The organism is Marinobacter daqiaonensis, assembly GCF_900115285.1.
GTDB lineage: Bacteria > Pseudomonadota > Gammaproteobacteria > Pseudomonadales > Oleiphilaceae > Marinobacter > Marinobacter daqiaonensis.
This window is the reverse complement of the sequence record NZ_FOYW01000001.1, coordinates 2,283,844-2,310,144: the sequence shown is the minus strand read 5'-3', so window position 1 is coordinate 2,310,144 and position 26,301 is coordinate 2,283,844. Positions and strand designations below refer to the sequence as shown.

Annotated in this window: 25 protein-coding genes; 14 read left to right on the top strand and 11 right to left on the bottom strand. The window is 60.0% G+C overall.

Annotation, left to right across the window (positions count from 1 at the left end; translation table 11 throughout):
* Nucleotides 1–118 precede the first annotated feature (118 nt).
* From BM346_RS10550 to BM346_RS10530, 5 genes are all read left to right on the top strand, one after another.
* Nucleotides 119–1,243 (top strand): GGDEF domain-containing protein, encoded by a 1,125-nt coding sequence (locus tag BM346_RS10550; protein ID WP_206675666.1) that lies wholly within the window; start codon nt 119–121, stop codon nt 1,241–1,243.
* A 133-nt stretch (nt 1,244–1,376) separates the two neighbouring features.
* Nucleotides 1,377–2,132, top strand: coding sequence for a glutaredoxin family protein (locus BM346_RS10545; protein ID WP_092011928.1), 756 nt, complete (start codon nt 1,377–1,379; stop codon nt 2,130–2,132).
* Between the two features lie 255 nt (nt 2,133–2,387).
* Nucleotides 2,388–2,915 carry a PRC-barrel domain-containing protein gene (locus tag BM346_RS10540; RefSeq protein WP_167812598.1) on the top strand — a complete coding sequence of 176 codons (528 nt, stop codon included), beginning with the start codon at nt 2,388–2,390 and terminating at the stop codon, nt 2,913–2,915.
* 253 nt (nt 2,916–3,168) lie between these two features.
* A complete protein-coding gene (locus tag BM346_RS10535) occupies nt 3,169–4,176 on the top strand; it encodes a TAXI family TRAP transporter solute-binding subunit (protein ID WP_092011922.1) in 1,008 nt (335 codons plus the stop codon).
* Nucleotides 4,177–4,191: 15 nt separating this feature from the next.
* Nucleotides 4,192–6,345, top strand: coding sequence for a TRAP transporter permease (locus BM346_RS10530; RefSeq protein ID WP_227662828.1), 2,154 nt, complete (start codon nt 4,192–4,194; stop codon nt 6,343–6,345).
* 59 nt (nt 6,346–6,404) lie between these two features.
* Here the strand turns inward: BM346_RS10530 and BM346_RS10525 are convergent, their stop codons facing one another.
* Nucleotides 6,405–7,556: a mechanosensitive ion channel family protein gene (locus BM346_RS10525; RefSeq protein WP_092011919.1), complete on the bottom strand. Its 1,152-nt coding sequence runs from the start codon at nt 7,554–7,556 to the stop codon at nt 6,405–6,407.
* Between the two features lie 159 nt (nt 7,557–7,715).
* Between BM346_RS10525 and BM346_RS10520 the strand changes: the two genes are divergently transcribed.
* Entirely contained in the window at nt 7,716–8,471 is a 756-nt protein-coding gene (locus BM346_RS10520; RefSeq protein WP_227662829.1) for a sulfite exporter TauE/SafE family protein, read from the top strand.
* Nucleotides 8,472–8,527: 56 nt separating this feature from the next.
* Here BM346_RS10520 and BM346_RS10515 read toward each other — a convergent pair whose 3' ends face one another.
* From BM346_RS10515 to BM346_RS10495, 5 genes are all read right to left on the bottom strand, one after another.
* Nucleotides 8,528–9,745, bottom strand: a complete 1,218-nt coding sequence (locus tag BM346_RS10515) for a choline transporter (RefSeq protein WP_092011913.1) — start codon at nt 9,743–9,745, stop codon at nt 8,528–8,530.
* 185 nt (nt 9,746–9,930) lie between these two features.
* The gene (gene betA, locus BM346_RS10510) at nt 9,931–11,616 is read right to left on the bottom strand and encodes a choline dehydrogenase (protein WP_092011910.1); all 1,686 of its coding nucleotides are present in this window, start codon (nt 11,614–11,616) and stop codon (nt 9,931–9,933) included.
* Between the two features lie 313 nt (nt 11,617–11,929).
* A complete protein-coding gene (betB, locus tag BM346_RS10505; RefSeq protein ID WP_092011907.1) occupies nt 11,930–13,399 on the bottom strand; it encodes a betaine-aldehyde dehydrogenase in 1,470 nt (489 codons plus the stop codon).
* A 14-nt stretch (nt 13,400–13,413) separates the two neighbouring features.
* On the bottom strand, nt 13,414–14,022 hold the full coding sequence (gene betI, locus BM346_RS10500; protein ID WP_092011904.1) for a transcriptional regulator BetI: 609 nt from the start codon (nt 14,020–14,022) through the stop codon (nt 13,414–13,416).
* A gap of 204 nt (nt 14,023–14,226) precedes the next feature.
* Nucleotides 14,227–15,117 (bottom strand): radical SAM protein, encoded by an 891-nt coding sequence (locus BM346_RS10495; RefSeq protein ID WP_092011901.1) that lies wholly within the window; start codon nt 15,115–15,117, stop codon nt 14,227–14,229.
* Between the two features lie 307 nt (nt 15,118–15,424).
* Here BM346_RS10495 and ahpC point away from each other — a divergent pair, with 307 nt between their 5' ends.
* The 3 genes from ahpC to rluF all read left to right on the top strand — a co-directional run bounded on the left by ahpC (nt 15,425) and on the right by rluF (nt 18,992).
* On the top strand, nt 15,425–15,991 hold the full coding sequence (ahpC, locus tag BM346_RS10490) for an alkyl hydroperoxide reductase subunit C (protein ID WP_092011898.1): 567 nt from the start codon (nt 15,425–15,427) through the stop codon (nt 15,989–15,991).
* Nucleotides 15,992–16,245: 254 nt separating this feature from the next.
* Entirely contained in the window at nt 16,246–17,835 is a 1,590-nt protein-coding gene (gene ahpF / locus BM346_RS10485) for an alkyl hydroperoxide reductase subunit F (protein ID WP_092011895.1), read from the top strand.
* Between the two features lie 188 nt (nt 17,836–18,023).
* Nucleotides 18,024–18,992, top strand: a complete 969-nt coding sequence (gene rluF, locus BM346_RS10480; protein ID WP_092011892.1) for a 23S rRNA pseudouridine(2604) synthase RluF — start codon at nt 18,024–18,026, stop codon at nt 18,990–18,992.
* Nucleotides 18,993–19,018: 26 nt separating this feature from the next.
* Here the strand turns inward: rluF and BM346_RS10475 are convergent, their stop codons facing one another.
* The 3 genes from BM346_RS10475 to BM346_RS10465 all read right to left on the bottom strand — a co-directional run bounded on the left by BM346_RS10475 (nt 19,019) and on the right by BM346_RS10465 (nt 20,976).
* Complete coding sequence (locus BM346_RS10475; protein WP_092011889.1) at nt 19,019–19,828, bottom strand: OmpA family protein; 810 nt, start codon at nt 19,826–19,828, stop codon at nt 19,019–19,021.
* 17 nt (nt 19,829–19,845) lie between these two features.
* Nucleotides 19,846–20,220, bottom strand: a complete 375-nt coding sequence (locus BM346_RS10470) for a DUF4398 domain-containing protein (protein WP_167812599.1) — start codon at nt 20,218–20,220, stop codon at nt 19,846–19,848.
* 216 nt (nt 20,221–20,436) lie between these two features.
* Entirely contained in the window at nt 20,437–20,976 is a 540-nt protein-coding gene (locus BM346_RS10465; protein WP_092011883.1) for a type 1 glutamine amidotransferase domain-containing protein, read from the bottom strand.
* 215 nt (nt 20,977–21,191) lie between these two features.
* Between BM346_RS10465 and BM346_RS10460 the strand changes: the two genes are divergently transcribed.
* From BM346_RS10460 to BM346_RS10445, 4 genes are all read left to right on the top strand, one after another.
* A complete protein-coding gene (locus tag BM346_RS10460; RefSeq protein WP_092011880.1) occupies nt 21,192–21,404 on the top strand; it encodes an acetyltransferase in 213 nt (70 codons plus the stop codon).
* Between the two features lie 169 nt (nt 21,405–21,573).
* Entirely contained in the window at nt 21,574–22,191 is a 618-nt protein-coding gene (locus BM346_RS10455; protein ID WP_092011877.1) for a LemA family protein, read from the top strand.
* Nucleotides 22,191–22,937 carry a TPM domain-containing protein gene (locus BM346_RS10450; RefSeq protein ID WP_092011874.1) on the top strand — a complete coding sequence of 249 codons (747 nt, stop codon included), beginning with the start codon at nt 22,191–22,193 and terminating at the stop codon, nt 22,935–22,937. The genes BM346_RS10455 and BM346_RS10450 overlap by 1 nt, the downstream gene beginning before the upstream one ends.
* Nucleotides 22,938–22,992: 55 nt before the next feature.
* Nucleotides 22,993–23,610: a TPM domain-containing protein gene (locus tag BM346_RS10445; protein WP_092011871.1), complete on the top strand. Its 618-nt coding sequence runs from the start codon at nt 22,993–22,995 to the stop codon at nt 23,608–23,610.
* A 5-nt stretch (nt 23,611–23,615) separates the two neighbouring features.
* Here BM346_RS10445 and BM346_RS10440 read toward each other — a convergent pair whose 3' ends face one another.
* Together BM346_RS10440 and BM346_RS10435 are read right to left on the bottom strand one after the other, a co-directional pair.
* Nucleotides 23,616–24,425: a PhzF family phenazine biosynthesis protein gene (locus tag BM346_RS10440; protein ID WP_092011868.1), complete on the bottom strand. Its 810-nt coding sequence runs from the start codon at nt 24,423–24,425 to the stop codon at nt 23,616–23,618.
* Entirely contained in the window at nt 24,422–24,700 is a 279-nt protein-coding gene (locus BM346_RS10435) for a hypothetical protein (protein ID WP_092011865.1), read from the bottom strand. Before BM346_RS10435 ends, BM346_RS10440 begins: the two co-directional genes overlap by 4 nt.
* Nucleotides 24,701–24,878: 178 nt before the next feature.
* Between BM346_RS10435 and BM346_RS10430 the strand changes: the two genes are divergently transcribed.
* Nucleotides 24,879–26,291, top strand: coding sequence for an aminotransferase-like domain-containing protein (locus BM346_RS10430; protein ID WP_092011862.1), 1,413 nt, complete (start codon nt 24,879–24,881; stop codon nt 26,289–26,291).
* Nucleotides 26,292–26,301: the final 10 nt, after the last annotated feature.

The window sequence follows — 26,301 nt, the reverse complement described above, 5'->3', positions numbered from 1 at the left end:
GTGTCCTGTACTCGACAGGAATGCCTTGTCCGGGTTAAAAAACCTGCCTTATCCCAGTTTCATCATGTACCGTGAAAGGCTACATATAGTGTTGGCTACGGTACTATCAGGAAACAAAATGCAGGCCATCCGCCCGTTTACATTGACCTTCCATGATGTGGAGGATGAGCGTCGTTACCGGCAACAGACTCTGTCTCGCCTCCGTTTACAGGGGCGGATGGCCATCCTGGTCGGAATACTGGTCTATCTGCTGGTGGGCATGCTGGATTTCTGGTTTGTAGCCGAGCCGCACCAGGAGGCCACCTGGAGAGTGAGGATTATTGCGCTTTGCGTGCCAGTGGTGGTTCTCGTCCTGACTCTGACGTCATCTTTCCACCGGTTCGCGCAGTTCTATCTGTCCCTTGTTTCGGTGGCGGCGGGCGTTGGCCTTATTGCGATCCAGAGTTATGTGCCCACCTCCCAGGCAGCTTTCTATTATCCCGCCATCATTCTGGTGACCTTCTACACCTATAACTTCATCGGTATCCGCTTCATTTACGCTCTGGCCATCGATCTCCTGTTTTTGGTGAGTTACAACCTTGTCTTCGGGGTGGTCCAGGGCTATCCGTTACCGATTCTGCTGGGACATGACATTTTCATTGTCTCCGCCAATCTGATTGGTGGCACTGCCGGCTACCTGACGGAGCGACAGCGGCGCCTGTTGTTTCTCCGGGAGGAGGAGCTGGACCGGGAGCGGAGGTACCATTTCAATCGTGCGCTCCGCGATCCCCTGACGGGACTCGCCAACCGCGAACTGCTGGAAGACCGGATCAGCCAGGCCATGGCGACGAGCCAGCGGGAAAATGTTGCCCACTGTGCCCTGTTTCTGGACCTGGATGGTTTCAAGCGCATCAATGACGAGTACGGTCACCAGGCCGGAGACGACGTACTGAAAGAAGTGGCGGAACGTCTGCAGTCCGTGGTGCGGGACATGGACACCGTGGCCCGCCTCGGTGGGGATGAGTTTTTTGTATTGCTCACCAATATCGATAACGAAGCGGACTCGAGCGCCTTCGCCGACAAACTTCTGGAACGGCTCAAGGCTCCCCTGAAGTCGGTACCGGCGAACGAGAGGCTGGCCGCGAGCATAGGCATCTGCCAGTTTCCCTATCCCGGCATGTCCGTAGCCGACATTATCCATCGTGCGGACAAGGCCATGTACAGTGTCAAGGACGGCGCGAAGGGCACCTTTGCCCACTCCTGAACTGGCCTAAGGAAGTCTCGCCCTTTTCCAGGGCTGTCCCCTCCGCATCTGCTAGGCTTTCTCCTACAACCCATCGCTTCCGCTGGATCCTTTCCCCCCGGGGTTCGGTTGCGGGGCTGTCTGGAGAAAAGCAATGGCAAATCAAGCAAGTGGTAAAACGGCCGAGCTGCATCGCATGGTCATGTCGCAACACCTGTGCCCCATGGGACTGAAAAGCAAGTTCCTGCTCAAGCGGAAGGGATACAAGGTTGAGGACCATCATCTGACCACCCGTGAGGAGACGGACCGCTTCAAGGAAAAGCACGACGTCGACACCACCCCCCAGACGTTTATCGACGGCAAGCGGATCGGCGGATACGACGATCTGAGGGTGTATTTCGGGCTCGACGACCCCGAGCAGGACACCACCTATCAACCGGTGATCGCGCTGTTTGGCACCGCTCTGCTGATGGCGGTCGCCATCATGTGGTTCTTCGACAGCCCGGTTTTTTCATGGATGACGGTGGAAAAGTTCGTGGCCATCTCCATGGTGCTGCTCGGCCTGCAGAAGCTGCAGGATGTGGAAAGCTTCAGCACCATGTTCCTCAACTATGACCTGCTGGCCCAGAAGCAGGTCGCCTACGGTTACTTCTACCCCTTTGGCGAGGCTTTTGCCGGCCTGTTGATGCTGGCCAGTGCCCTGATCTGGCTGGCGGCGCCCATAGCCCTGTTTATCGGGACTGTCGGGGCGGTGTCTGTGTTCAAGGCTGTCTACATAGACAAGCGGAGCCTCAAGTGTGCCTGTGTCGGTGGCAACAGCAATGTTCCCCTGGGTTTTATCTCCCTCAGCGAAAACCTGATCATGATGGGCATGGGGTTGTGGATGCCGCTGCGGGTCTACTTCCTGTAGCGCCACAGACTGCCGCGTTCCCTGGTGACGGGAGCGCGGAGGAGATCATTCGCAAGCCCTTGTCGCCGGCGGGCCGAAGGCCAAATCATTGCCGGACCGTCATTAGTCCCTGCCTGGATCCTCTGCTAGCTTTTAAAGTGTGACGCAGTTCACCAAATCGGTGAGGCACATCAATGAACGAATACGCTTTGAGTGGCCCGGGTGCGTTCAACGCTCCGGGTTTTCACAGGAGTGACGGAGTACAGGAGTATGAAAATGCGTAAACCTATCATTCGTGCAATGGGCGCGTCGCTACTGGCAGGCAGCATGGCGCTGAGCTTTTCCGCGACTGCCACCGAGGGGCTCTATTCCATGGACGAGCTTCTGGATGCGGACGTTCTGGATAATACAGGCGAAGAAATCGGCGAGGTTGAAGACGTTCTGTTGAGTGACGATATGTCCGTGCACTCATTGGTCATCAGAACCGGTGATATCCTTGGCCTTGGTGGTCGCCAGGTGGTTGCCGAGCGCGGTTCGTTTACGGTGCAGACGATGCGTGAAGAGGGTGACGAGGCCCGCTTTGACGACTTCGACTATAAGGTTCACATGGAAACCGCGGGAGAAGGCGTTAAAGAACTGCCGGAATACGATGAAAACTGGTGGAACGAGACCCGCGAAAACCTGAACCAGGCCTGGGAAGAAACCAAGGACGTCAGCGAAAGCGCCTGGGAGAACACCAAGCAGGCGACTTCCTCTGCCTGGTACAACCTCACGGGGGAGGGAAAAGACGCCACCAACAATTAACAGGCCCTGCTGTCCCACGGGATATCGAGAAATCGGCCCTGCCGGCATCAGCCTGGCTCGCCGGGGAAGCGCGCTTCCCCGGACCTGCCGGGCTTTTCCCGTTCCACCCGGACACCACACCACCATGCCCCCCGAGAGTCTCTTCGCCTAAAGTATAAGGCAACACTGTGGCCGTTCCCGTCAGCCTGTTCTAGATTTGTCTGGATAACACACAACAAAACGATCAGATCAGATCCACAATAAGGATATTTCCATGGATAAGCGTTCCTTTTTCGCCCTTGGCGCCTCCCTGCTTGTTTCGGTTTCTTTCGGTCTCTCCGCTCCGGTCCAGGCCGAGGGCAAATACATTATGGGTACCGCCACAACCGGTGGCACCTACTACCCTGTGGGCGTTGCCATTTCCACGCTGGTCAAGGTGAAGCTTGAGCCCACCCAGAACATTTCCCTCTCCGCCATCAGTTCAGCCGGCTCCGGTGAGAACCTGAAACTGATGGATGAAGACCAGATCCAGTTCGGCATCCTGCAGGGTCTTTACGGTGCCTGGGCCTGGAACGGATCGGGCCCGGTTCCCAAGGCCTACAAGAACCTCCGTTCGGTTTCCATGCTCTGGCAGAACGTCGAGCACTTCGTGGTTCGTGATGAAATGGTGGACACCGGAACCATTTCGGACATGGAGAATCTGTACGGTGAGACGTTCTCCATCGGCGCCCGCAACTCCGGCACCGAGGGCTCGGGCCGGTTCATCCTTGGCAAGCTGGGTGTGGATCTGGAAAAGATCGACATGGCCTACCTCGGTTATGGTCCCAGTGCCGACGCCATGCAGAATGGCAATATCGACGGTATGAATATCCCCGCCGGTGTGCCCGCCTCGGCGGTGACCCGGGCCTACGCCAACATTGGCGGCGACATCACCACGCTGGACTTCACCGCCGACCAGCTGGCCCGGGTAAACAGTGAATTCGAGCTCTGGTCACCCTACGAGATCCCAGCCGGCACCTATCCCAACCAGGAAAAGGCCATCAACACCATCGCCCAGCCCAACATCCTGGCTGTGCGGGAGGATGTGTCGGAGGAAGACGTCTACCAGATCACCAGGACCGTCTACGAAAACCTGCCGTTCCTGAACAATATTCACCCGGCCACCAAGGCCATGGCGCTGGAAAAGGCCATTGTGGGTCTGCCCATGCCCCTGCACCCAGGCGCCCAGCGCTTTTACGAAGAGCAGGGCATCGAGATTCCGGATCGTCTGAAAGCCCGGTAAGCCGGTAACTTCGGAGTGAGCAACGCCCCGAACGACGCCCCCGAGGCGCCAGCAGGAATCCGCGAGGAAAGTGTGAAGGAGGCGCCAGAGCGCCTGGACCACCCGGTCATCGGCCGGGTGATCTTCGTGCTGGCCATCGGCATCGCCCTCATCCATCTCTGGTTCAATACCTTTTCCACCCTGTCGGAACTGTGGACCTCGGCATTGCACTTCGGGCTGTTCGGCCTGCTGTGCGCGCTGTCCATGCCGATGATCCGCAGCGAGCGCCCGGGGGTTCGCCGGGCCGTGTTCGGGGTCGACCTGTTGCTCGGCCTGGCGGCCCTGGGTTGCGCGCTTTACCTGATCGGATTCGAGGATGCCCTCTACGACAGGGGCGTGAATTTCTCCACCGGTGACTGGGTGGTTTCCATTGCGGCGATTCTGCTGGTGCTGGAATTTGCCCGGCGCACCACCGGCTGGTTCATCCCCTGCCTGTGTATCGTGGCGCTGACCTATGTGGCCTGGTGGGGGCAGTATGTTGATGGCGTGTTCAACTTTCCCGGGCTGTCCTGGGAAACGGTCCTCTATCGTTCCTATATCGGTGGCCAGGGCATGCTGGGTTCCATTGCCCGTATCTCCTGGACCTACGTGTTCATGTTCATCCTGTTCGGCGCCTTCCTGGTAAAGTCCGGTGCCGGAGATTTCATCGTTGACCTGGCCCGTTGTGCCGCCGGCCGCTTTGTCGGCGGCCCCGGGTTTGTGGCGGTGTTCTCGTCCGGACTGATGGGCTCGGTGTCCGGCTCCAGTGTGGCCAACACGGTGTCCACGGGCGTGATCACCATCCCGCTGATGCGTAAGGCCGGTTTCCCCGCCCGCTTCGCCGGTGGGGTAGAGGCGGCGGCCTCCACCGGGGGACAACTGATGCCCCCGGTTATGGGTGCCGGCGCTTTCATCATGGCCTCCTACACCCAGGTGTCCTATCTCACCATCATCGGCGTGGCGGCACTGCCGGCGTTCCTGTATTTCCTGTCCGTGGCCATGTTCGTACGTATCGAGGCCAAGCGCAGTAACGCGGTGAAGCTGGAGGACGATACCGGTGAGTCCTTCGGCACGGTACTCAGGAACGGCTGGCATTACCTGTTGCCGCTGGTGGTGCTGGTGGTGGCGCTTATCTATGGCTTTACCCCCACCTACGCCGCCGGCATTGCCATTGTCTCGGTGGTCGTGGCTTCATGGATCGCCCGCAAGCCCATGACCCTCAGGGATATCCTGGACGCCCTGGCCCAGGGCAGCCGCAACATCATGACCACGGCCATCCTGCTCATTACTGTGGGATTGATCGTCAATGTGATTTCCACTACCGGCATCGGCAACATCTTCTCCCTGATGATCACCGACTGGGCCGGGGGCAGTCTGCTTGTGACCATCGTCCTGGTCGCCCTGGCATCGCTGATCCTGGGCATGGGGCTGCCGGTGACCGCAGCCTATATTGTCCTGGCCACCCTCTCTGCCCCCGCCATCTATCAGTTGATTGCCCAGAGCCAGCTGCTGGACCTGATGGCCAGCGGGAACCTTCCGGAGCAGGCCCGGGCCATCTTCATGCTGACCGCCCCGGACTCCGTGGAGGCCCTGAGCGCGCCCATGGATCGGGCGCTGGCGGTGGAGCTGCTGGGCCAGGTGCCGGAAAACTTCACCAGCCAGCTGCTGGAGCAGGCGCTTTCGCCCCACGCCACCACAATGGCGCTGGTGGCCGCCCACATGATCATCTTCTGGCTGTCCCAGGATTCGAACGTCACACCACCGGTCTGCCTGACCGCGTTCGCGGCAGCCGCCATCGCCGGTACGCCGCCGATGCGCACCGGGCTGACTGCCTGGAAGATCGCCAAGGGGCTCTACATCGTGCCGCTTCTGTTCGCCTACTCGCCGCTGATTTCCGGCACGCCCATGGAGATGCTCAAGGTCTTTACCTTTGCCCTGTTCGGGATGTACGCGATTATTGCCGGCCTGGAAGGTTATCTGGAACATCCCCTCAAGTGGTGGCTGCGGGTGCTGATGTTCCCGTTGGGTGCCCTGATGCTCTGGCCCCACGGCCTGATCTGGATTGACCTGACGGGGCTGGTGGTATTTCTCTCCCTGATGCTCTGGAGTACACGCCGCACAGCGGGGCCGGGTGTGACCGCAACCGCTTAGCGGGTGTTTCGGCCGGGTCTCTCCCTCGCCGGAAAGCGCCCCGCTGGTTCAGGTCGGGTCTACGGATTGTTGGCGGCTGTTCCCCCCTCATCCTTGATGCGGAGCGGCGAGACCAGGGGCTTGAGACCCTTGGCGTCATCGATAAACAGCTGAAGGTGGGGGAAGGGGATCTGAATGCCGGCTTCATCCAGGCAACTCTTGATCCCCTCCAGGATCTCGGAGGCGATTCTGGCCTTGGTATCGATGTCTTCCCGCCGGATCCAGGCCAGTACCTCCAGGTCAATGGAGGAGTCGCCGAGTGCTTCCATCCGGACCCGGGGCATCATGTCGGGCTCCTGCAATACCTTGGGATGCTCCGCCAGAACCGGCAGGATAGCGTCGCGGGCGGCCTGGGCCGATTCCTTGTAGGCAATACCAACCTTGATACGGATGCGGGTGGGGCCCTCGGCGCTGAAGTTGACGATTTCCGAGGAGGCGACGTTGTCGTTGGGGATCATGGTAAAGATATTGTCCCGCGTCCGCAGCCAGGTGGTGCGAAAGGCAATCTTCTGAACCCTGCCTTCCTGGTCGTTGATGCGTACCCAGTCGCCGATGCGGAAGGGACGCTCGATCAGCAGGGTCACGCCCGCGATAAAGTTGGACAGGGTGGACTGGGCCGCAAAGCCTACGGCAATGCCGACAATGCCGAGACCGGCAATAATGGACCAGACATCAAAGCCGAACTGGGCCAGCACGGTCACCGCGCCCAGCACCAGGAACATCACCGACAGGGAGTTTTTCAGCAACTGTTCCAGGGAGGGGTCGATGCGATAACGATGAAGGGTTTTCAGTATGGTCTGGGCTACCAGCACCCAGCCCACATAGAACCCCATGGCCATGAGGCCACCGCGGGCAATGCTTTTCAGTAGTGCGGCGTCGCCGCCGTACTGGGCAACGACGGCAATGACGACAAACAGGGTAACCAGGTATTGCAGGCCCCGTTTCACCGCAAGATAAATGCTGTTCAGCGCTCGCCGCCGGCCAATCGCAAGTTTCAGGATAAGTTCGAGCAGGCCGTACAGCAGCGCCGCGAGAACCAGGAGTATAAAGGTGACCAGTAGCTGGCCGGACATCCAGACCAGCAGATGCTGCCAGTCCATCTCGGCGATACCCAGCGCGTCAGCGGTATCACTCAGGTTGCTTAAAAGCTGGTCCTGAAGGTTACTCCACATGAATCGTTTCCTGCCTGCGGTTCGTTGGGGTCTGGTCTCCACATGATAGTCTTTATGACCCGTGAAGCGCGACCGGGCGCCCGGGACGGGACTCCGAGATGGCCGGAGCGCCTGACCTGACCGGCTGGCGCTTATTCTTATGACCCCCGTGGATGGGAAATGACGACAATGACTCTGCTGGAGATAACGGCCCTGGTTGCCATTGGCGGCGTGGCGGGTTTCATCAACGTACTCTCCGCGGGCGGCTCCATGCTGACACTGCCCATGCTGATGTTCCTGGGCCTTCCCGCCCAGGTGGCGAACGGCACCAATCGCGTGGCGATTACGCTGCAGAGTGTCATGGCTGTCGGCAGCTTCTTCCGCGGGGGGCAGAGCAACCTGGCGGTGAGCTGGCGGCTGTCCATTCCCGCCGTTGTCGGTTCCCTTATCGGCGCCTGGACGGCCACCTGGATCCCAAGGACCATCTTCGAGTGGGTACTGATCCTTGCCATGATTGGCGCATCCCTCTTTCTCCTGCTGCCACAGCCAAAGCTCGATACCCGCCCCCTGGCGCCGGACCGGCTTGGACCTGTTGAGTACTTTGCCCTCTTGCTGATCGGGCTCTATGGCGGGTTTATCCAGGTGGGGGTCGGTGCGCTGTTCGTGGTGGTGCTTTACCGTATGCTGAAGATTGACCTGCCACAGGTGAATGTCATCAAGGTATTCATCGTGCTGGTGTACACGATTCCGGCATTGGCGATCTTTGCCTTCAAGGGACAGGTGCTGTGGGCCACCGGACTTATCCTGGCGGCGGGCAACGTGGTGGGGGCTCTGCTGGCGGTGAAGGTGAACATGGGGCCGAAAGGTGCCCAGTGGATCCGGTGGCTCACCCTCATCATGGTGGCGGCCATCCTCGGTCGCCTGATCTGGTATTGAGGAAGGGGCGGAGCGGGTCCCCGGGGATTATCCCCCGGGATGTTCATCCGACCAGGTCAGCTGGCGGTTTCGATCTTGTGGAAATCGAGCACGTTCTCCTTCGGAGAGCTCGTGATAGCGCCGACTTCGGTCCGCTTTCTGGTAAGAATGTACACGAAACAGCTGAAGTAGAGCGCAATCACCAGGGCGCCTACCCACTGGATGCGCAGGAAGTCCAGCTGGAACAGCAGGGTGAGCCCTATCATGGCCACCAGGTTGAACACCACGTAGTTGAACTGGCCCAGCCGCTTCGCGGTAAGGTTCAGGTTGTCCGTATACAGGCGTATCAGGGAGTCCAGGGAGTTCACCACCATCAGCACACCCACGGAAATCATCGCGATGTTGGTGAAGGCGGCCACCTGGATGCCTTCGGAGTGGTAGTAGTAGAGCACTGTGAACCAGGTTCCGATGGCGATGGACGGCACCACCATCATGGCGATCAGCAGCTGCCAGGTACGGATGCCGCTGACAAAGCGCGCCGTGAACTGGCCGATCATGATGCTCCAGGAGAACCACCACAGCAGATAGAACTCGTGATAGTCATTGATGGGCAGCAGGAACTGGTGGATGTTGCTGAAGTACTCTCCGATCATTCCGGCCGTGCCCACAAAATCCGCTGGTGACCCCTTGCCCAGTACAAACGCCCGGAACCACATCAGTGCGATCAGGGCGATGAACAGGATACTGGAGCCCACACTGAGGATGCGCACGTACTTGATCCGGGAACTGGAGTACACCGCCAGGCCAATGGACGCGAACACAATGGCGTAGAAGGTGGGAACTACCGATTCCCCGTCGCCGATCTGGGGCAGATACCAGGGCAGGTTCACCAGCAGCAGGTAGGCAGTAAAGGCACAGGTGCCGATGATCACCATGTTGTTGATCACCTTGACCACGGGAATCTCAAAGAAGTGCACCCGGGGCTCGATGATGGCGAAATAGAAACAGGTGAGGAAATAGAACCCCCAGATCAGGAAGGCCCAGAAGCCGAACTCAATGGCCAGGGGATTGGCGAAGCCGTATTCCGGACTTTCAGCCAGGTCGCCATAACCGGCGAACTCGGTCAGCGGGAACATGATCAGCCCCACGTCCAGCCCCGAGGTAAACAGGATGGCAATGAACGTAAACGTGCTTACCGGTGTTACGCCGATGCATTGCACGTTCCACCACTTGTAGAGAATCATCGCCATGGCAGCGAAGGTGAAAATCAGGCCTGCGGATAACCAGAGCGTCATGGGTTACTCCTCCCCTGGCTGTTACTTGTTGTCATCAGTTTCATGGTTTGTCTCCTCGAGTTTGAGAATCCAACCAGGACTTGCCTATCCGGCGCCTCAAGACGGCACGAAGCCGCCGCGCTGATAGGGAAACCCTGATGGTTTACAGAGTCCCGGGCGCGCGATGCGCCCGGGGAGGGAATGCACTAACCAGACGCCCGTTCCGGTTCCCCGGGGCGCTGGCGGCTCTGCCATTGCTCGTCCATGACGACCGGCACGCCGGCAGGCTGGAGGGGCTCCCTGCCCCGGATCAGGTCGGCCGCCCGTTCCGCCACCATGATGGTGGGCGCGTTCAGGTTGCCGTTGGGGATCGTGGGGAAGATGGACGAATCCACCACCCGCAGATTTTTGAGGCCGTGAACCCGGGTCCTGGGGTCCACCACCGCCTTGTCGTCCGTGCCCATCCTGCAGGAGCAGGACGGATGGTAGGCGCTTTCCACCGCCTGGCGAACGAAGGTATCGATTTCCTCATCGCTCTGGATATGCTCGCCCGGCTGAATTTCGGCGCCACGGTATTCATCCATTGCGGGCTGGCTGATGAGTTCGCGGGTCCGCCGAACACAGTCGCGGAAGCCCTCACGGTCCGCCTCGTGCTGCAGGTAGTTGAAGCGGATACGGGGCGGCTGGGTCGGGTCGGCCGACTGCACGTGAACGAAGCCGCGGCTCTTTGGCTTGTTATGCCCCACGTGGAGCTGGAAGCCATCCCCGTCGAATGCCTCCCTGCCGTCGTAACGCATCGCGGCCGGGAGGAAATGATATTGCAGGTCCGGCCACTCCACGCCGGCCTTCGACCGGATGAAGCCGCAGGATTCGAAATGGTTGGTGGCGCCAAGGCCATCCTTCCGGAGGATCCATCGCACACCGATCTTCAGCTTGTTCCACCAGTCCAGCCTGCGGTTCAGGGAAACCGGCTGCTTGCAGCGGAACTGGAAGTAGAACTCCAGGTGGTCCTGCAGGTTTTCACCCACGCCCGGCAGCTCATGCCTTACTTCGATACCGGCGTTCTCCAGTACCTCGCGGCGGCCGATACCGGAGAGTTGCAGCAGGTGGGGCGAGCCGATGGACCCGGCGGAGAGAATCACTTCTTCGCGGGCATGAACTTCCTGTACCTTGCCGCCCTGCTCGAAACGCACACCAGTGGCGGTTTTGTCTTCCAGCAATACCTTGTGGACCAGGGCATGGGTAACCACGGTGAGGTTGTGGCGGTTCATGGCCGGACGCAGATAGGCATTGGCAGTGGAGGCGCGACGGCCGTTCTTCACGGTCATGTGCATTGCGCCGAAGCCTTCCTGCTGCGCGCCGTTGTAGTCTTCGGTCTCGAGATAGCCGCTGTCCGCTCCGGCCCGGATAAAAGCTTTATAGAGGGGATTCTTCATCCCGTTGCCGTTGTTGACGCCCAACGGACCGGAACCGCCCCGGTAGTCGTCACCGCCGAAGGCCCAGGTTTCGGCCTTTTTGAAATAGGGGAGTACGTGCTGATAGTCCCAGCCCGTGGCGCCTTCGGCATCCCATTCATCGAAATCCCTGGCATGGCCGCGGACATACACCATGCCGTTTATGGACGAGGAACCACCCAGCACCTTGCCGCGGGGACAGTGCATGCGACGGTTATCCAGGTAGGGTTCAGGCTCGGTCTCGAACTGCCAGGCGTATTTTTTGGTGTTCATGGGGATGGACAGGGCAGTGGGCATCTGGATGAAGATGCTCTTGTCGCTGCCGCCGGTTTCCAGCAGCAGCACCCTGCTGCGGCCGTCCTCGGTGAGCCGGTTCGCCAGCACACACCCCGCGGAGCCCGCGCCCACAATGATGTAGTCGTATCGGTTTTCTTTCATTCATTTCCTCCCGTGGCACTAGTGTCCCGGCCGGTTAATTCGCTGACCTATTGCTTGCCGCTGGCGACTCTGGCCAAGGCGTCAGTCCGCAGGTGTGGTGGTTCCACATCAAGGGCTGACAACACAGGTCCAGAGTCGCCAGCGGCAAGCCCTCCGGGAGCCCCTGAAAGCCTTGAGAGCTGTGTTGCGGCGCCTCGATTTGGAACCACCAAACCTTCGACACCACGCCTTGCTCTCAAGGCTTTCAGGGGCTCAGTAGGTCAGCGAATTAACCGGCCGAGACACTAGCGATGTGTCTGGTAACCAGACGGCACTAGAACGGCGCCTCAAGGTCGGACATGCCAACGTAAATCGATTTGATCTGGGTGTAGGAATCCAGCGTTATGCGACCGTTCTCGCGACCAACGCCGGAGAGTTTGTAACCCCCCACCGGCATTTCCGCCGGCGAGGCCCCGTAACTGTTGATCCAGCAGATGCCCGCCTGAATCCGGTGAATCACCCGGTGTGCGCGCCGGATATCATTGGTGAACACGCCTGCGGCCAGGCCTGTCTCGGTGTCGTTGGCCCGCTCGATGACTTCTGCCTCGTCCGCAAAGGTGAGCACGGACATCACCGGCCCGAAGATCTCTTCCTTCACGATGGTCATGTCGTCAGTGCAATCGGTGAAGATGGTGGGCTCCACGAAATAGCCACCGCTGGCGTTGGCCGGTGACAGGGGGCGCCCGCCATGGCTCAATGTGGCACCTTCGGCGACGCCCTTTCCGATATAGTCCAGTACCAGTTTCCGGTGCCCCTCAGAGATCAGCGCACCATAGTTGGTGGCCGGATCCAGGGGATCGCCGGGCACGATGTTGTTGCGTGTGCGTTCCAGCAGCCGCTCGATAAAGGCGGGGTAGATACCTTCCTGGACAAACACCCTGGTGCCATTGGTACATATCTCGCCCTGGGTGTAGAAGTTGCCCACCATGGCGGCGGAAACCGCGTTCTCCAGGTCGGCATCGTCGAAAATGATCAGCGGTGACTTGCCGCCGAGCTCCATGGTCACGTCCTTCAGGGAGGACGCGGCTGCCGCCATGACCTTCTTGCCGGTGCCCACCTCACCGGTGAAGGACACCTTGGCGATGTCCGGATCATGGGTCAGCCAGCTGCCCACCTCGGCGGCGCCCTGTACCACGTTGAACACGCCTGCGGGCACACCCGCCTCGATGAAGATTTCCGCCAGTTTGATGGCACCCATCGGCGTTTCTTCCGAGGGCTTGAAAATCATGGCATTGCCTGCGGCCAATGCCGGCGCGGACTTCCAGCAGGCAATCTGGATGGGGTAGTTCCATGCGCCGATACCGGCGCAGATGCCCAGGGGCTCCCGGCGCGTGTAATAGAAGTCTCCACCCAGATCCTGCTGGTTACCCTCTATCGAGGGAGCCAGGCCGGCAAAGAACTCGACCGCGTCGGCGCCGGTCACAACATCGACCGCTTCGGCCTCCTGCAGCGGCTTGCCGGTGTCCAGCACTTCCACCCGGGCCAGCTCGTCGTTGCGCTCCCGCAGGAGGGCGGCGGCTCGCAACAGGATGCGGCTGCGCTCAATGGCGGTCATGGCGGACCAGTCGGCGAAACCGGCCCGGGCACTCTCGATGGCAGCCTTCTGAACCGACGGATCAGCGACTTCCACCTGGTAAATCACCTGGCCGGTGGCCGGATTCACCACGGCAAAGGTTTCGCCACTATGGTTGGCGAGAAAACGGCCGTGGACGAAATTCTGGTAAACGGGAATGGAATGGGACATGGCGACCGGTATCCTTAATTTGATGAGTTCTCGGCCCCGGCACTGGCCAGGGTCTGGTGAACAAATTGCTTACACAGGCGTTCGCCTGCCTCGAAACTTTCTGCCGGGTCCAGGCTGAGGGCACTGCGCAGCCAGAAGCCGTCAATCATGGCGGCGGTCTGGCGGGCCGCTGCGGTGGCTTGTGCCGGCGGCAGCCCCTGGGCAAATGAATAACGCAGGTTGCTGTATAGCCGCGCGTTGTTGATCTGTTGTAAACGCTTGAGCCCCGGCTCATGCATGGAGCGGGCCCAGAAACTGAGCCAGGTCTTGGCGGCCAGGGCCGAGCGCTGAAATTCGGAAAAATTGGACTCAATAATGCAGTTTAGGCGCTGCTCGGGGCTGCCATCGGTTTTAGCCATGCGTTCCCGCAATTCCTGGCCCAGCTGATCCAGCAGGTAACGTAGCGCGGCCTCGATCAGTCCCTGCTTGCCACCGAAATAGTGGCTGATGATCCCGGAGGACATACCAGCCCGCTTGCTGATACTGACGATGGTGGTGTTCTGCATTCCCAGCTCCGCGATGGAGGCCATAGTGGCATCGATCAGCTGCTGTTTTCGGGTGTCCTTGACTCCGACAATCGGCATGAGTTCTCTCGGAATATTGTTAATTGAACGTTCAATTAAAATAAAGATACAGGAAATCAGGGAGCGGTTACAAGTTTTGTCGAGCGGAAAGTGATCAGATGAAGGGTTCAGGCGCCCTGGGAGGACGCCTGGACAGACCGCGTTCTTTTTCTCAGATATAGTTGTTTTTTGACCGGAACCTCTCCCTTGCCGGGTCGATCCCTGTCACAACCCCCGCATCCACTCGGGACGCAATCTGGCCTGCTCCGGCGTGTGTATGGCGGTACGTACCTGCGCCAGCATCCGCTCCTTGTCCCGACCGAGCGTGCCCTTCAGTACCAGGTAATTGGAGGCGTGGTCGCTGCGGAACACCGTGTTGTCCAGTTCCAGGTTCTCCAGGAGCCGCTCCGCTTCCAGGAACAGCTCCTGCTGGTTCAGGGGTTCGAAGTCCGGGAACTGCTCCCGGTAACGCTCCATGCCCTGGGGAAAGCTCACCACCAGGGTGGACAGGAATTCCGGCTGGGTCTCGTTCATCAACTGGGCGGAATGAAGGGCATGCTGATCACTCAGGCTCTTGCCGCCAAGACCGTTGAGAATCATCACCGAGCGCTTGATGCCTGCCTCGCCGGCCTTGAGCAGAGCATCGCGGGTGGAGTCATAGGTTTCGCCCTTGTTGACCCGCCTGAGTACCTCATCATCGCCGGATTCCGCTCCCACATAGAGCATGGCAAGACCGGCATCCTGCAGCTCTTTCAGTTCGGCCACCGATTTTTTCTTCAGGTTTCTTGGCAGGCAGTAGGAGGTCACCCGCTCAACATCCGGCAGATGGTCCCGAATGGCCTCAAGGATCCGCAGCAGGCGATGGGTGGGCAGGATCATGGCATCGCCATCGGCGAGGAATACCCGCTGAACAATCATCCGTTCGCCGCATTTGCGAATTTCCTCAAGCACCTCGCTCTCATCCCGGGCCCGGAATTTTTTCTGGGGTGCGGTGTACATTTCGCAAAACGTGCACTTGTTCCAGGAACAGCCGTTGGTCACCGGCAGGATCAGCGAATGGGCCTCGCTGGGTGGGCGGAATACGGGCTCGACATAGTGGATGGGAAATTCGTGCATGGGGAGAGCTCCCGGGTGTGTATCAGAACGGTCACACAGATTAACGAATATGGCTCCGACAGGGAATCATCGGGTGTTGTCCCGGACGGGTGGGCGGGATACGTCGCGGTGATGGACTGATTGATTTCCGGAACATTCACCCCATCATACGGGGGTAGTACAAATTATCGGCTCCCGGTTCGGAAAACGGTAAACCTTTTCCGAGATATAGCCCATACCTATGGCTCTTTTAAGGTTAATCAATTTGATGAGTCGGGGTGAACCGCATACCTTGTGCACCTCAATTAACTTGAAGGAGAATAAATCAATGACGACTCTAGTAAACACGCCAATCAAACCGTTCACCGCCACCGCGTACAAGCAGGGCGAGTTCGTCGAGATTTCCGACACCGATCTGCAGGGCAAGTGGTCGATCTTCTTCTTCTACCCGGCCGACTTCACCTTCGTGTGCCCGACCGAGCTGGGTGACGTGGCTGACAAGTACGAAGAGCTCCAGAAGCTGGGCGTGGAAGTGCTGTCCGTCTCCACTGACACCCACTTCACCCACAAGGCATGGCACGACAGCTCCGAGACCATCGGCAAGATCCAGTACTACATGGTTGGTGACCAGACCGGCCGCATCACCAACAACTTCGGTGTCATGCGTGAAGGTCAGGGCCTGGCCGACCGTGCCACCTTCCTGGTGGATCCGGACGGTATCATCCAGGCGATGGAAATCACGGCTGAAGGTATTGGTCGCGACGCTGAGGACCTGCTGCGTAAGGTTAAGGCTGCCCAGTACGTGCGTAACCACCCCGGTGAGGTATGCCCGGCCAAGTGGAAGGAAGGCGAAGCAACACTGTCTCCGTCCCTGGACTTGGTTGGCAAGATCTAAGGAGCGCCTGATCTCCCAGGGAGTCCGCCTCTGGCGGGCTCCGCGCTTCGGTAAACCCCGGCCCGTCCGGGGTTTGCTGTTTTCAGGGTTCCGAAAAGAGTTCAAACTCATTGGCCTATAGATATCGACTATTGAATGTTTAAGGTCAATTAATTTGAGCTTCGGCCGGTCTGGTCCTATCTTGAGAACCATCAGACTTAAATTGCCGGTTTACGGTTTCAGTCATCGCATTTTGATCTAATAGAGGACACGCCATGTTGGACAACAATCTCAAAGACCAGTTGAAAGCCTACCTTGAGAAGCTCCGCGAGCCCATCGAGCTCGCGGCCGCCTATGACGACAGCAAGAAGTCTCAGGAACTGAAGGAACTGCTGGAAGAAATCGAGCCGCTGTCGAGCAAGATCAGCCTGCGCACCGACGACGATCCGAACGTGCGTCGCCCGTCTTTTGCCATCAACCGGATCGGCTCCGATGTCGGCGTGAGGTTTGCCGGCATCCCCATGGGCCACGAGTTCACCTCGCTGGTACTGGCTCTGCTGCAGGTTGGCGGCCATCCGTCCAAGGCCGCTCAGGACACCATTGAACAGATTCAGTCCATTGAAGGGGAATTCGAGTTCGAGTCCTTCTTCTCCCTGTCCTGCCAGAACTGCCCGGACGTGGTACAGGCCCTGAACCTGATGAGCGTGCTGAACCCACGGATCAGGCACACCGCCATCGACGGCGCCCTGTTCCAGGACGAGGTCGAGAAGAAAGAGATCATGGCAGTGCCCTCGGTCTACCTCAACGGTGAGCCCTGGGGCCAGGGCCGCATGACCCTGGAAGAAATTGTGGTCAAGCTGGACAGCAACGCCGGAGCCAAGGAAGCCCGCAAGATCAATGAGAAAGATCCGTTTGAGGTCCTGGTGATTGGCGGCGGTCCTGCTGGCGCGTCTGCGGCAATCTATGCCGCCCGCAAGGGAATCAGCACTGGTATCGCTGCGGAGCGCTTCGGTGGCCAGGTGGCCGATACCATGGGTATCGAGAACCTGATTTCCGTGCCCTACACCGAGGGTCCCAAGCTGGTGGCTGCCATGGAGCAGCACGTCAAGGAATACGACGTGGATATCATGAACATGCAGCGCGCCGAGAAGCTGTTACCGGCTTCCGAGGCCGGGGGCTATCATGAGGTCCGGCTGGCCAATGGCGCATCTCTGAGGGCCCGCAGCGTGATCCTGTCCACCGGTGCCCGCTGGCGCCAGATGGGCGTACCGGGAGAGGAAGAATACCGGAACAAGGGTGTGGCCTACTGCCCCCACTGCGACGGTCCCCTGTTCAAGGGCAAGCGCGTTGCGGTCATTGGTGGCGGTAATTCCGGTGTGGAAGCCGCCATTGACCTGGCCGGCATCGTGGGCCACGTGACCCTGCTGGAGTTCGCCAGCGAGCTGAAGGCCGACGAGGTGCTCCAGAAGAAGCTTCGCAGCCTCAAGAACGTGGAAATCGTCACCTCTGCCCAGACCACCGAGGTTACCGGTGAAGGGGGCAAGGTAAACGGTCTTAATTACAAGGACCGTGATTCCGGCGAGGAGCATCATGTTTCTCTGGAGGGCATTTTTGTCCAGATCGGGCTGGTACCCAACACCGAGTGGCTCAAGGGCGATATTGAGCTGAGCAAGCACGGAGAGATCGTCGTGAACGAGCGTAGCGAGACTTCGATTCCGGGCGTGTTCGCGGCCGGTGATGCCACCACGGTGCCCTACAAGCAGATCGTCATATCCATGGGCGAGGGCTCCAAGGCTGCCCTGAGTGCCTTTGACTTCCTGATTCGTCACGAAGTGCCGGAAGAGGCAGAGACCGAAGCCGCGTGATAGCGGAAGTGGCCTGATGAGAGAGCAGCGACAGCTACCGCCGTCGCTGCAGGCCCCAAAGCCCTGCGCCAGCAATGGCGCGGGGCTTTTTTGTTCCCCGACCCTTGTCCCACCGGCGGTCAGGGCCGACAATCGACCCTGCGACCGCACCTCGCCCATCCACTGAACAATGACCAGACAGGACTGTTATGCACAACCAGGGCTCAACCCGCCTCAATAAGTACATCAGCGAGAGCGGCATCTGTTCCCGCCGCGAGGCGGATCGCTACATTGAGCAGGGCAATGTGGTGATCAATGGCAAGCGTGCGCAGATCGGCGATCAGGTGTTTCCTGGTGACGAGGTCAGGGTCAACGGACAGCTGATCGAGCCCCGCAGTGAAGAGGACCTTATCTTCATTGCTCTCAACAAGCCGGTGGGGGTGGTCAGCACCACGGACAGCGCCGAACCCGACAATATTGTCCGGTTCGTGGGTCACAGCGAGCGGATTTTCCCCATTGGCCGGCTGGACAAGGACTCCCAGGGGCTGATTTTTCTCACCAGCAACGGCGATCTGGTGAACAAGATCCTGCGGGCGGGCAACAACCATGAAAAGGAATACGTGGTGACGGTCGACCGGCCGGTGACTGACGATTTCCTCAATGGTATGCGGGCCGGCGTGCCCATTCTTGGCACGGTCACCAAAAGGTGCAAGGTCGAGCGGGAATCCAGAAATGCCTTTCGGATCACGCTGATCCAGGGGTTGAACCGGCAGATCCGGCGCATGTGCGAGCACTTTGGCTACGAAGTACTGCAGCTGGAGCGGGTGCGGATCATGAACATCAGTCTTAAGGGGCTGGCGGTGGGAGAGTGGCGTGATTTGACCGACGCAGAGCTGTCGGTCCTTTTCGAGTCCATTCGTGGCTCGTCATCGGAAGCCACCCCCGGTACCCGGCGTCAGGTTCCCAAACCGTCCGGAAAAGCCGGCGCAAAGAAAACGACCGGCAAAAAGGCCGGCGGTAAGGGTCAAGGCATTCCGGCAGGAAAACGCGGCCCCGCTGCGCCGAAACGAGGGGGCAAGCCATTTGGCAAACCGGCCACTGCCGGTAAAGGCAAGCCCCCGGCCAAACCGGCCCGGGCTAAAGGCAAGCGGCCGAAAAAATCCCGCATAAAGGGCTAGCAGGACGACCGTCCGGCCGACATAGCTCAGCGGTTCTTGATGTTCCCCTCGCTATCGGAAATCACGATTTCCACCCGCCGGTTTTCCCGCCGTCCTGTCCGGGTGCTGTTTGATGCTTTGGGAAAGGCTTCGCCATAACCGGCCACTTCCATGCGACCCGGCGCGATGCCTTTACGAAGCAGGGCGTTGCGGACCGACTCCGCCCGCTTCAGCGACAGGGCCTGGTTGTAGTCGGGGTCGCCGATACTGTCGGTATAACCCTCGATGCGGACCCGGTAATTGCTGTAGTCCTTCATGAAACTGGCGAGACGCTCGATGGTCTCTTCACTGGCGGGTTTGAGTTCGGCCTGGTCAAACTCGAACAGGACATCGCCGAGGGTCATTACCATGCCCCTGTCGGTCTGTTCCGCCTGCAGGCGACCCATCTGTTCCCGCAACATGCGCGCTTCCATTTCCGCAATCTGGGCCCGGCGCTCGCCAAGGCGGATACGCAGGTCGTCACGCTCCCGTTCTGCCATGATCCGCTGTTCCTCCAGCTCCGCCCGGAGCGCTTTCTCCCGAGCTATCGCCAGGTGCCGGTCCGCGAGATAGACCTGATGGTCGAGTTCCTCGGAGTCCTTTCTCTCCGCCAGCAGGGTTTCGGCGTGACTGAGGGCCGTGTCCGCCTTGCGCAGGTGCGCCAGGCCGTTACGGACCACATGGTCTTTTTCGATCGCCTGCTCATAGCTGGCCCGGCTCTCCGCCAGGCCGGCGTGTTCGGTGGGCCCACTGGCACAGGCGGAGATAAATGCCGCCAGCGTGATGACGGAGCCTCTGGTGATCAACAATGTTTTCATGGCGCCTCCCTGTGTCTTTATTGTTCCTGGGCTGCCAGGCTGTTCCGGAGTGATTCGATACTGGCCATGAGAGCACCCAGCTCATCCCGCACGGCCTGGGTTCCGGCTCTTGCCTCGGCGAGGCGGGCATCCAGGGCCGCCTGTTCCAGCAGTTGTCTGGCCTCGGTGTGTCGTTGCTCCTCAAGGAGGAATCGGGCGCGGGTGAGCTTGCTCCGTGCTTCCTCCATCAGGGCCGGTTCCTGGTTCTGGGCCCGGGCCGTCTCGGCTTCCTGCACCGCCAGGGTGGCCTCTTCCAGTTCGGCGCTGGGCTTCGGACCGGGGTCGGAGGCACAGCCGGCCATTAGTGCGGCCAGACCGGCAAGGGCCATCAGAGGCTTTACGGGGGATTTCATTGGGAATCTCCTTGTAAACGAACTCCTTGAAGAGGTGCGGCATCCATTATCGGGCTGTGATGAAAAACGGATGGCATTAGCGGTAAGCGTAGCAAGAATCGACTGAAATACGGCCGTCTTCTCCATGACAGTTGTGCAATGAATCTGGTACCCGGGAGCTGGCAGACCCGTCAACGCTGCGCCCGGGGGAGCGGTCCGGGCGCAGCAGTGCGACAGCTACCGACCCACGACTTCGATAATTCTGTTGCAGAAATCGTCCAGGTCATCGGGTTTGCGGCTGGTGATCAGTGGATCGTCATGACAGACGGTTTCGTCCACCCATTTACCGCCGGCATTGGCAATGTCCGTCTGCACGCTGGGAAAGGATGTCAGGGTTCTGCCACGAACCACGTCCGCCTCCACCAGCAGCCAGGCCGCATGACAGATGGCCGCCACCGGCTTGTCGGCTTCCACGAAACTGCGGACAAAGGCAACGGCGCTCTGGTCCATGCGCAATGCGTCCGGGTTCGCCACGCCGCCGGGTAACACCAGGGCATCGTAGTCCTCGAAGGAGACGTCCTTCACCTGGCCGTCCACCGGAAACTGGTCCGCCTTGTCGAGATGGTTGTAGCCCTGGATCTTACCGGTTTTCACCGACAGCAACTCCACCCGTGCGCCGGCGTCCCTGAGTGTCTCCCAGGGCTGGGTGAGTTCGATCTGCTCGACCCCATCGGTCGCGAGAAATGCGATTGTCTTGCCTTGCAGTTGGTTCGTCATGATGACGTCTCCCCGTTTGAAATGGCTTGATGCCGGGAGTCCCCGGTCTCTCGGTCAGTCCTAGTGACCTGAGGCTGAATCTTCGGGTTTAAACCCCTGTCCGGCCCCAGGGCTGCGCGCCGGAGTTGCATCTGGCGGCCATGGGCCATATACCTGTGGGCAGGAACAGATGAATAACAGCGGAACCCGCCCTATCTGAAAAAAGGAGCAAGTCCATGTTGCTGGCCGAGAAATCCACCGGACATCTCGTTGAGATCAAGGACGTTAAAATGCTGATCGATCCCAATGAACCCAGGGTCATGGGGAGCGTTCATTACGGCGAAGAGGCCCAGGATCCGGAGCCGATGCTGAAGACCGAGCTCGCGTTTCCCTCAGGAGAAGCACTGCCAGTGTGCTGGACGGACCCCGATTACCGCCAGAAGCAGTAACGCTGACTCCCGTTGGGTCGACTCCATCGTCGGGATGGGGCAGCTCAGTGTCGGCCCTGGGCGAATTGTAACGCCGGAGGTGTTACGGTAGGGGCCGATACGGACATAGTTGAGCCGTTGGGCGACAGTCTCAATGGCTTCATGTCATGCACACAGGAAACGTTGAATCATGACCAACCTCAGGAAAGGGCCCCGGCGGGGGGCATTCTGGCAACTCACTTCACTGCTGGCGCTGGCGTTTTTGCTCAGCGGATGTGGGATCAACAACATCCCAACCTACGACGAACAGGTCAAGGCCGCATGGTCCCAGGTGGAGAACCAGTACCAGCGGCGTGCGGATCTGGTGCCGAACCTGGTGGAGACGGTCAAGGGATATGCCGCCCAGGAGCAGGAGACCCTGACCGCGGTCATCGAGGCCCGCAGCAAGGCCACTTCGATTCAGGTGGATGAGAGCATGCTCAGCAATCCCCGGAAAATGCAGCAGTTCGAGCAGGCACAAAGCCAGCTGACCAGTGCCCTGAGTCGTCTGATGGCGGTTTCCGAGCGCTATCCGGAGCTGAAGTCGAACCAGAACTTCCTTGCCCTGCAGTCACAGCTGGAGGGCACGGAGAACCGCATCGCCGTAGCGCGTCGCGACTTCATCCAGGCGGTGGAAAAGTACAACACCGAGATCCGCACCTTTCCTGGCCGTATCTGGCACAGTCTGCTCTACAGCGACATGGAGTTGCGTGAAAACTTCACTGCAACCACGGAAGACGCGGACCAGGCACCACAGGTTGAATTCTGATGCTCTGGCTTCGACCATTCGTCGCGATTCTTGCCTTGCTGGTGGTTTATCCGGTGGCCTGGGCCCAGTCGACACCGGAGTTCCCCGAGCTTACGGGCCGGGTGGTGGACCGGGCCGAGATGCTGCCTTCCAAGGTCGAGTCTGATCTCACCCGGATCCTGGCCGCCCATGAGGAGGCTACCACGAACCAGGTGGTGGTGGTTACCCTGCCGGATCTGCAGGGACGCAACATTGAAGAGTATGGCTACCAACTTGGCCGCCACTGGGGCATCGGTCAGGAGGGCGAAGACAATGGCGCCCTGCTGATCGTGGCCGAGCAGGAGCGTGCGGTCCGCATCGAAGTGGGGTATGGGCTCGAGGGGCAACTGACGGATGCGGCCTCGTCCACGATTATCAACCGCATCATTACGCCGGCCTTCCGCCAGGGCGATTTTGCCGGTGGCATCGTTCAGGGAACCGAAGCGATGATCCAGGTACTTGGCGGTAATCCGCTGAATGTACCGGCAGCGCAGACCAGCCAGCGCGAAAAACCCAATGTCGGCGCAGTCATCATGTTCTTTGTCATTATCGTCGCCTTCATCGGCCTTGTCGGAGGTGGCGGCAGAGGGGGCCGTGGCAGGGGTGCGCTGGTTGCCGGTGCTCTGCTCGGCGCTGGCATGGGCGGCCGCGGCGGCGGCTTCGGTGGTGGCGGCTTTGGCGGCGGAGGCGGTGGCTTCGGTGGTGGCGGTGCTTCCGGTGGCTGGTAGTCCGGTGCCCTAAGTCTTCAACCTCAATAATGACAGCCCATAAAACGAAGGTCCCATGACACTACTGACCAATTCCGAACAGGACAAGGTGGCAGCAGCCATCAAAGCGGTGGAACAGCAAACCGACGCAGAGTTGGTCACCGTGCTGGCGCGGCAGGCCGACAACTATTCCTATATACCGCTTTTATGGGCCGGAATCGTGGCATTGCTGATACCGGGGATGATCAACTATTTTACGGGCTGGTTTGGCGCCGATATGTTGCTGCTTACCCAGTGGGGTGTTTTCCTGATTCTGGGCCTGCTCTTCCGCATACACCGGATCACCACGATAATGATACCCGGGCCGGTCCGGCACTGGCGGGCTTCCAACCTGGCCCGCCGGCAGTTCCTGGAGCAGAACCTGCATCACACCAGGGGCAGCACGGGTGTGCTGATTTTTGTCTCCGAGGCCGAGCGTTACGTGGAAATCCTGGTTGACCAGGGCATTTCCTCAAAAGTGGACAACCGGGTCTGGGAGGAAATCGTGGCGGATTTCACGCGTAAGGTGCGCCAGGGTGACACCTGCCAGGGTTTTCTCGACTGTATCGAGGCCTGTGGCAAACACCTGCGGGAACACGTCCCGGCCACCCATGAACGTAACGAGCTGCCCAACCATCTGGTTATTCTGCCCTGATTTTCTCAGGCCAGAATAACCCGGCCCTCCATGTAGAGAATCGCCGGTCCGGCAATCGACACGCGGTCGCCCCGCAGTTCGCATTCAAGTTCACCGCCCCGTGCGGACAGCTGGCGTGCCCTGAATCGGGTGCGGTCCAGCCGACTGGCCCAGTAAGGGACCAGAGCACTGTGGATCGATCCGGTCACCGGGTCTTCGTCGATACCGAGAGCGGGGGCGAAGTAGCGGCTGACGAAATCGCACTGGTCACCCGGGGCGGTGATGATCACTCCCTGGTTATCGAGTGTTTTAAGCAGTGTCATATCCGGTTTTGCCCGACGGACCGCGTCTTCGCTGTCCAGTACGACCATCAGGTTGGTGTCGTGGGGCACCTCGAATACCTGGCTGCTGACCTCCGGCAAAGCCCTTGCAAGGATGTCTGGCACGGCAACCGGTCTTATGGCCAGTGCCGGAAAGTCCAGCTCCAGCCGGTCCTTTTCCAGCCGGCGAACCCCAAGAGTGCCACTTTTCGAGCGGAAGCGAAGGTGCTCTCCCTGCCAGCCCAGCCGGTGGAACAGCACCCACGCGCTGGCCAGGGTGGCATGACCGCACAGTGGCACCTCGGCTCTGGGGGTGAACCAGCGAATGTGAAAGTCCGCCTCACTGCCCTGCTGTTCTGCCACGAAGAAGGCGGTTTCCGCCAGATTGTTTTCCATGGCCAGGGCCTGGAGGGTTTCTTCCGGCAGCCACGTCTCCAGCGGCATAACCGCCGCTGGATTGCCACCGAATACCCGTGAGGCAAAGGCGTCCACTTGATAGATGGACAGTTGTGTCATGGCAGGATCTCCTTATGAAGAGGCTCAATATAGAATCGGGCGCGGTCCCGGGCAAACTGGCCCATCTCCCCGATGCTGTAGAAGTGGAATTCCGGTAGTGCTGATCGTCCCGTTACCACCCAGTGATCGCGCCGTCGCCCGGTCACGGAAAAACCGAGGCGTTCCAGTTCATCAATGACGTCCGTCGTCGCGGATCCGACCGTGTTCTGGACCTGAAGCAGATCTTTCCTGGTAGCCGGGCCGGCTTTTCCTGTGATCGGGCTGAACAGGCTCATGGGTGTCTCTTTTCCCTGATCCGATGGCCTTATAGTGTCTCTCCTGGCTGTTTGGCGTAACAGATTCAGCTAATATGGTTTTGAACCGGTACAGCGGCCGGTGGCGGAGTATCTGTACCGGTTCTGTTGACGATGAACTGTACTGTGTCGCTGACTGCGGGCTGTGAAAGGATAGGGTATGGAAATTCTTTATCATCAGGTGGCAGATCAGGTGGAATCGCTGATTCGCGATGGGGTCTATCGCAATGGCGAACGCCTGCCGGGCGTGCGGATGCTGAGCCGCCAGTTTGGTGTCAGTATCGCCACCGTGCTGCAGGCCCACCAGACCCTGGAAGGCCGGGGCATCCTCGAACCCCGGGAGCGGAGCGGATTCTTTGTCCGGGTGCCCGATGTTGAAGCACCGGAACCTGCGATGGCGTCCCAGGCATCCAGACCGATGCCGGTCAGTGCGCGGGACATGACCATCGACCTCTGCGCCGATGAGGAAAAGCGCATGGTACCCCTGGCCACGGCCATACCCCACCCGGATTTCCTGCCCATCCGCCAGATCCAGCAGGCCTCCATCTGGGCCGCCCGTCACGGCCTGGAAACCCTCGACTACGCCTTCCCCGGCAAGTCCGCATTCCGGCGCCAGATCGCCCAGCGCATGGCGACCCTGGGTGTGGCGGTAACGCCGGACGAGGTGCTGGCCACCAACGGCGCCCAGGAGGCCATCATCATGGCCCTGCGGGCCATAACCCGACCCGGTGATATTGTCGCGGTGGAATCCCCCTCCTTTCCGGGAATCCTCCAGGCGCTGGAGGTCGGCGGGCTCAGGGCCATCGAGATTCCGGCCCACCCCTCGGAGGGCCTGAGCCTGGAGGGACTCCAGCTGGCCATGGAGCAATGGCCCATCAAGGCCTGCATCGCGGTCACCAATCACAGCAATCCCATGGGCATGCGGCTTTCGGATGACCACAAGCGCAAGCTGGTGACTCTGCTGGAAGATGCGGGCGTACCGCTGATCGAGGACGACATCTACGGTGACCTTGGTCACTCGGGGGAGCGGCCGCGACCAGCCAGGGCGTTTGACCGGTCCGGTAACGTGATCTACTGCAGTTCCTTTTCCAAGACCATCTCCCCGGGCCTGCGGCTGGGCTGGATCGTCCCCGGTCGTTATTTCAACGAGATCCGGCAGCAGAAATACTTCACTAACCTGGCCACGGCCACCCTGCCACAGATGGCGGTCGCCCATTTTCTGGAGCAGGGCGGTTACGATCGCTACCTGCGTGGCGCCCGGCGCAATTACCGGGATGCGGTGGAGCGCCTGCGCACCGCCGTGGTCCGCCACTTCCCGCCGGGAACGGCGGTCAGCCGGCCCCAGGGTGGTTTCGTGGTCTGGGTCCAGCTGCCGGAGGGCATCTCCGGCACCGATATCTACCGGCGCGCCCGGGAGCGGGATATCAACGTGGCACCGGGCATCATGTTCTCCACCACCGGCAAGTACGAGAACTGCCTGCGCCTGAACGCCGCCAATCCCTGGTCGGCGCGAATCGAGGATGCCGTTCGCACCCTTGGTGCGCTGGCCGCCCATGTCCACAGTGATCGCTGATGCGGGACAA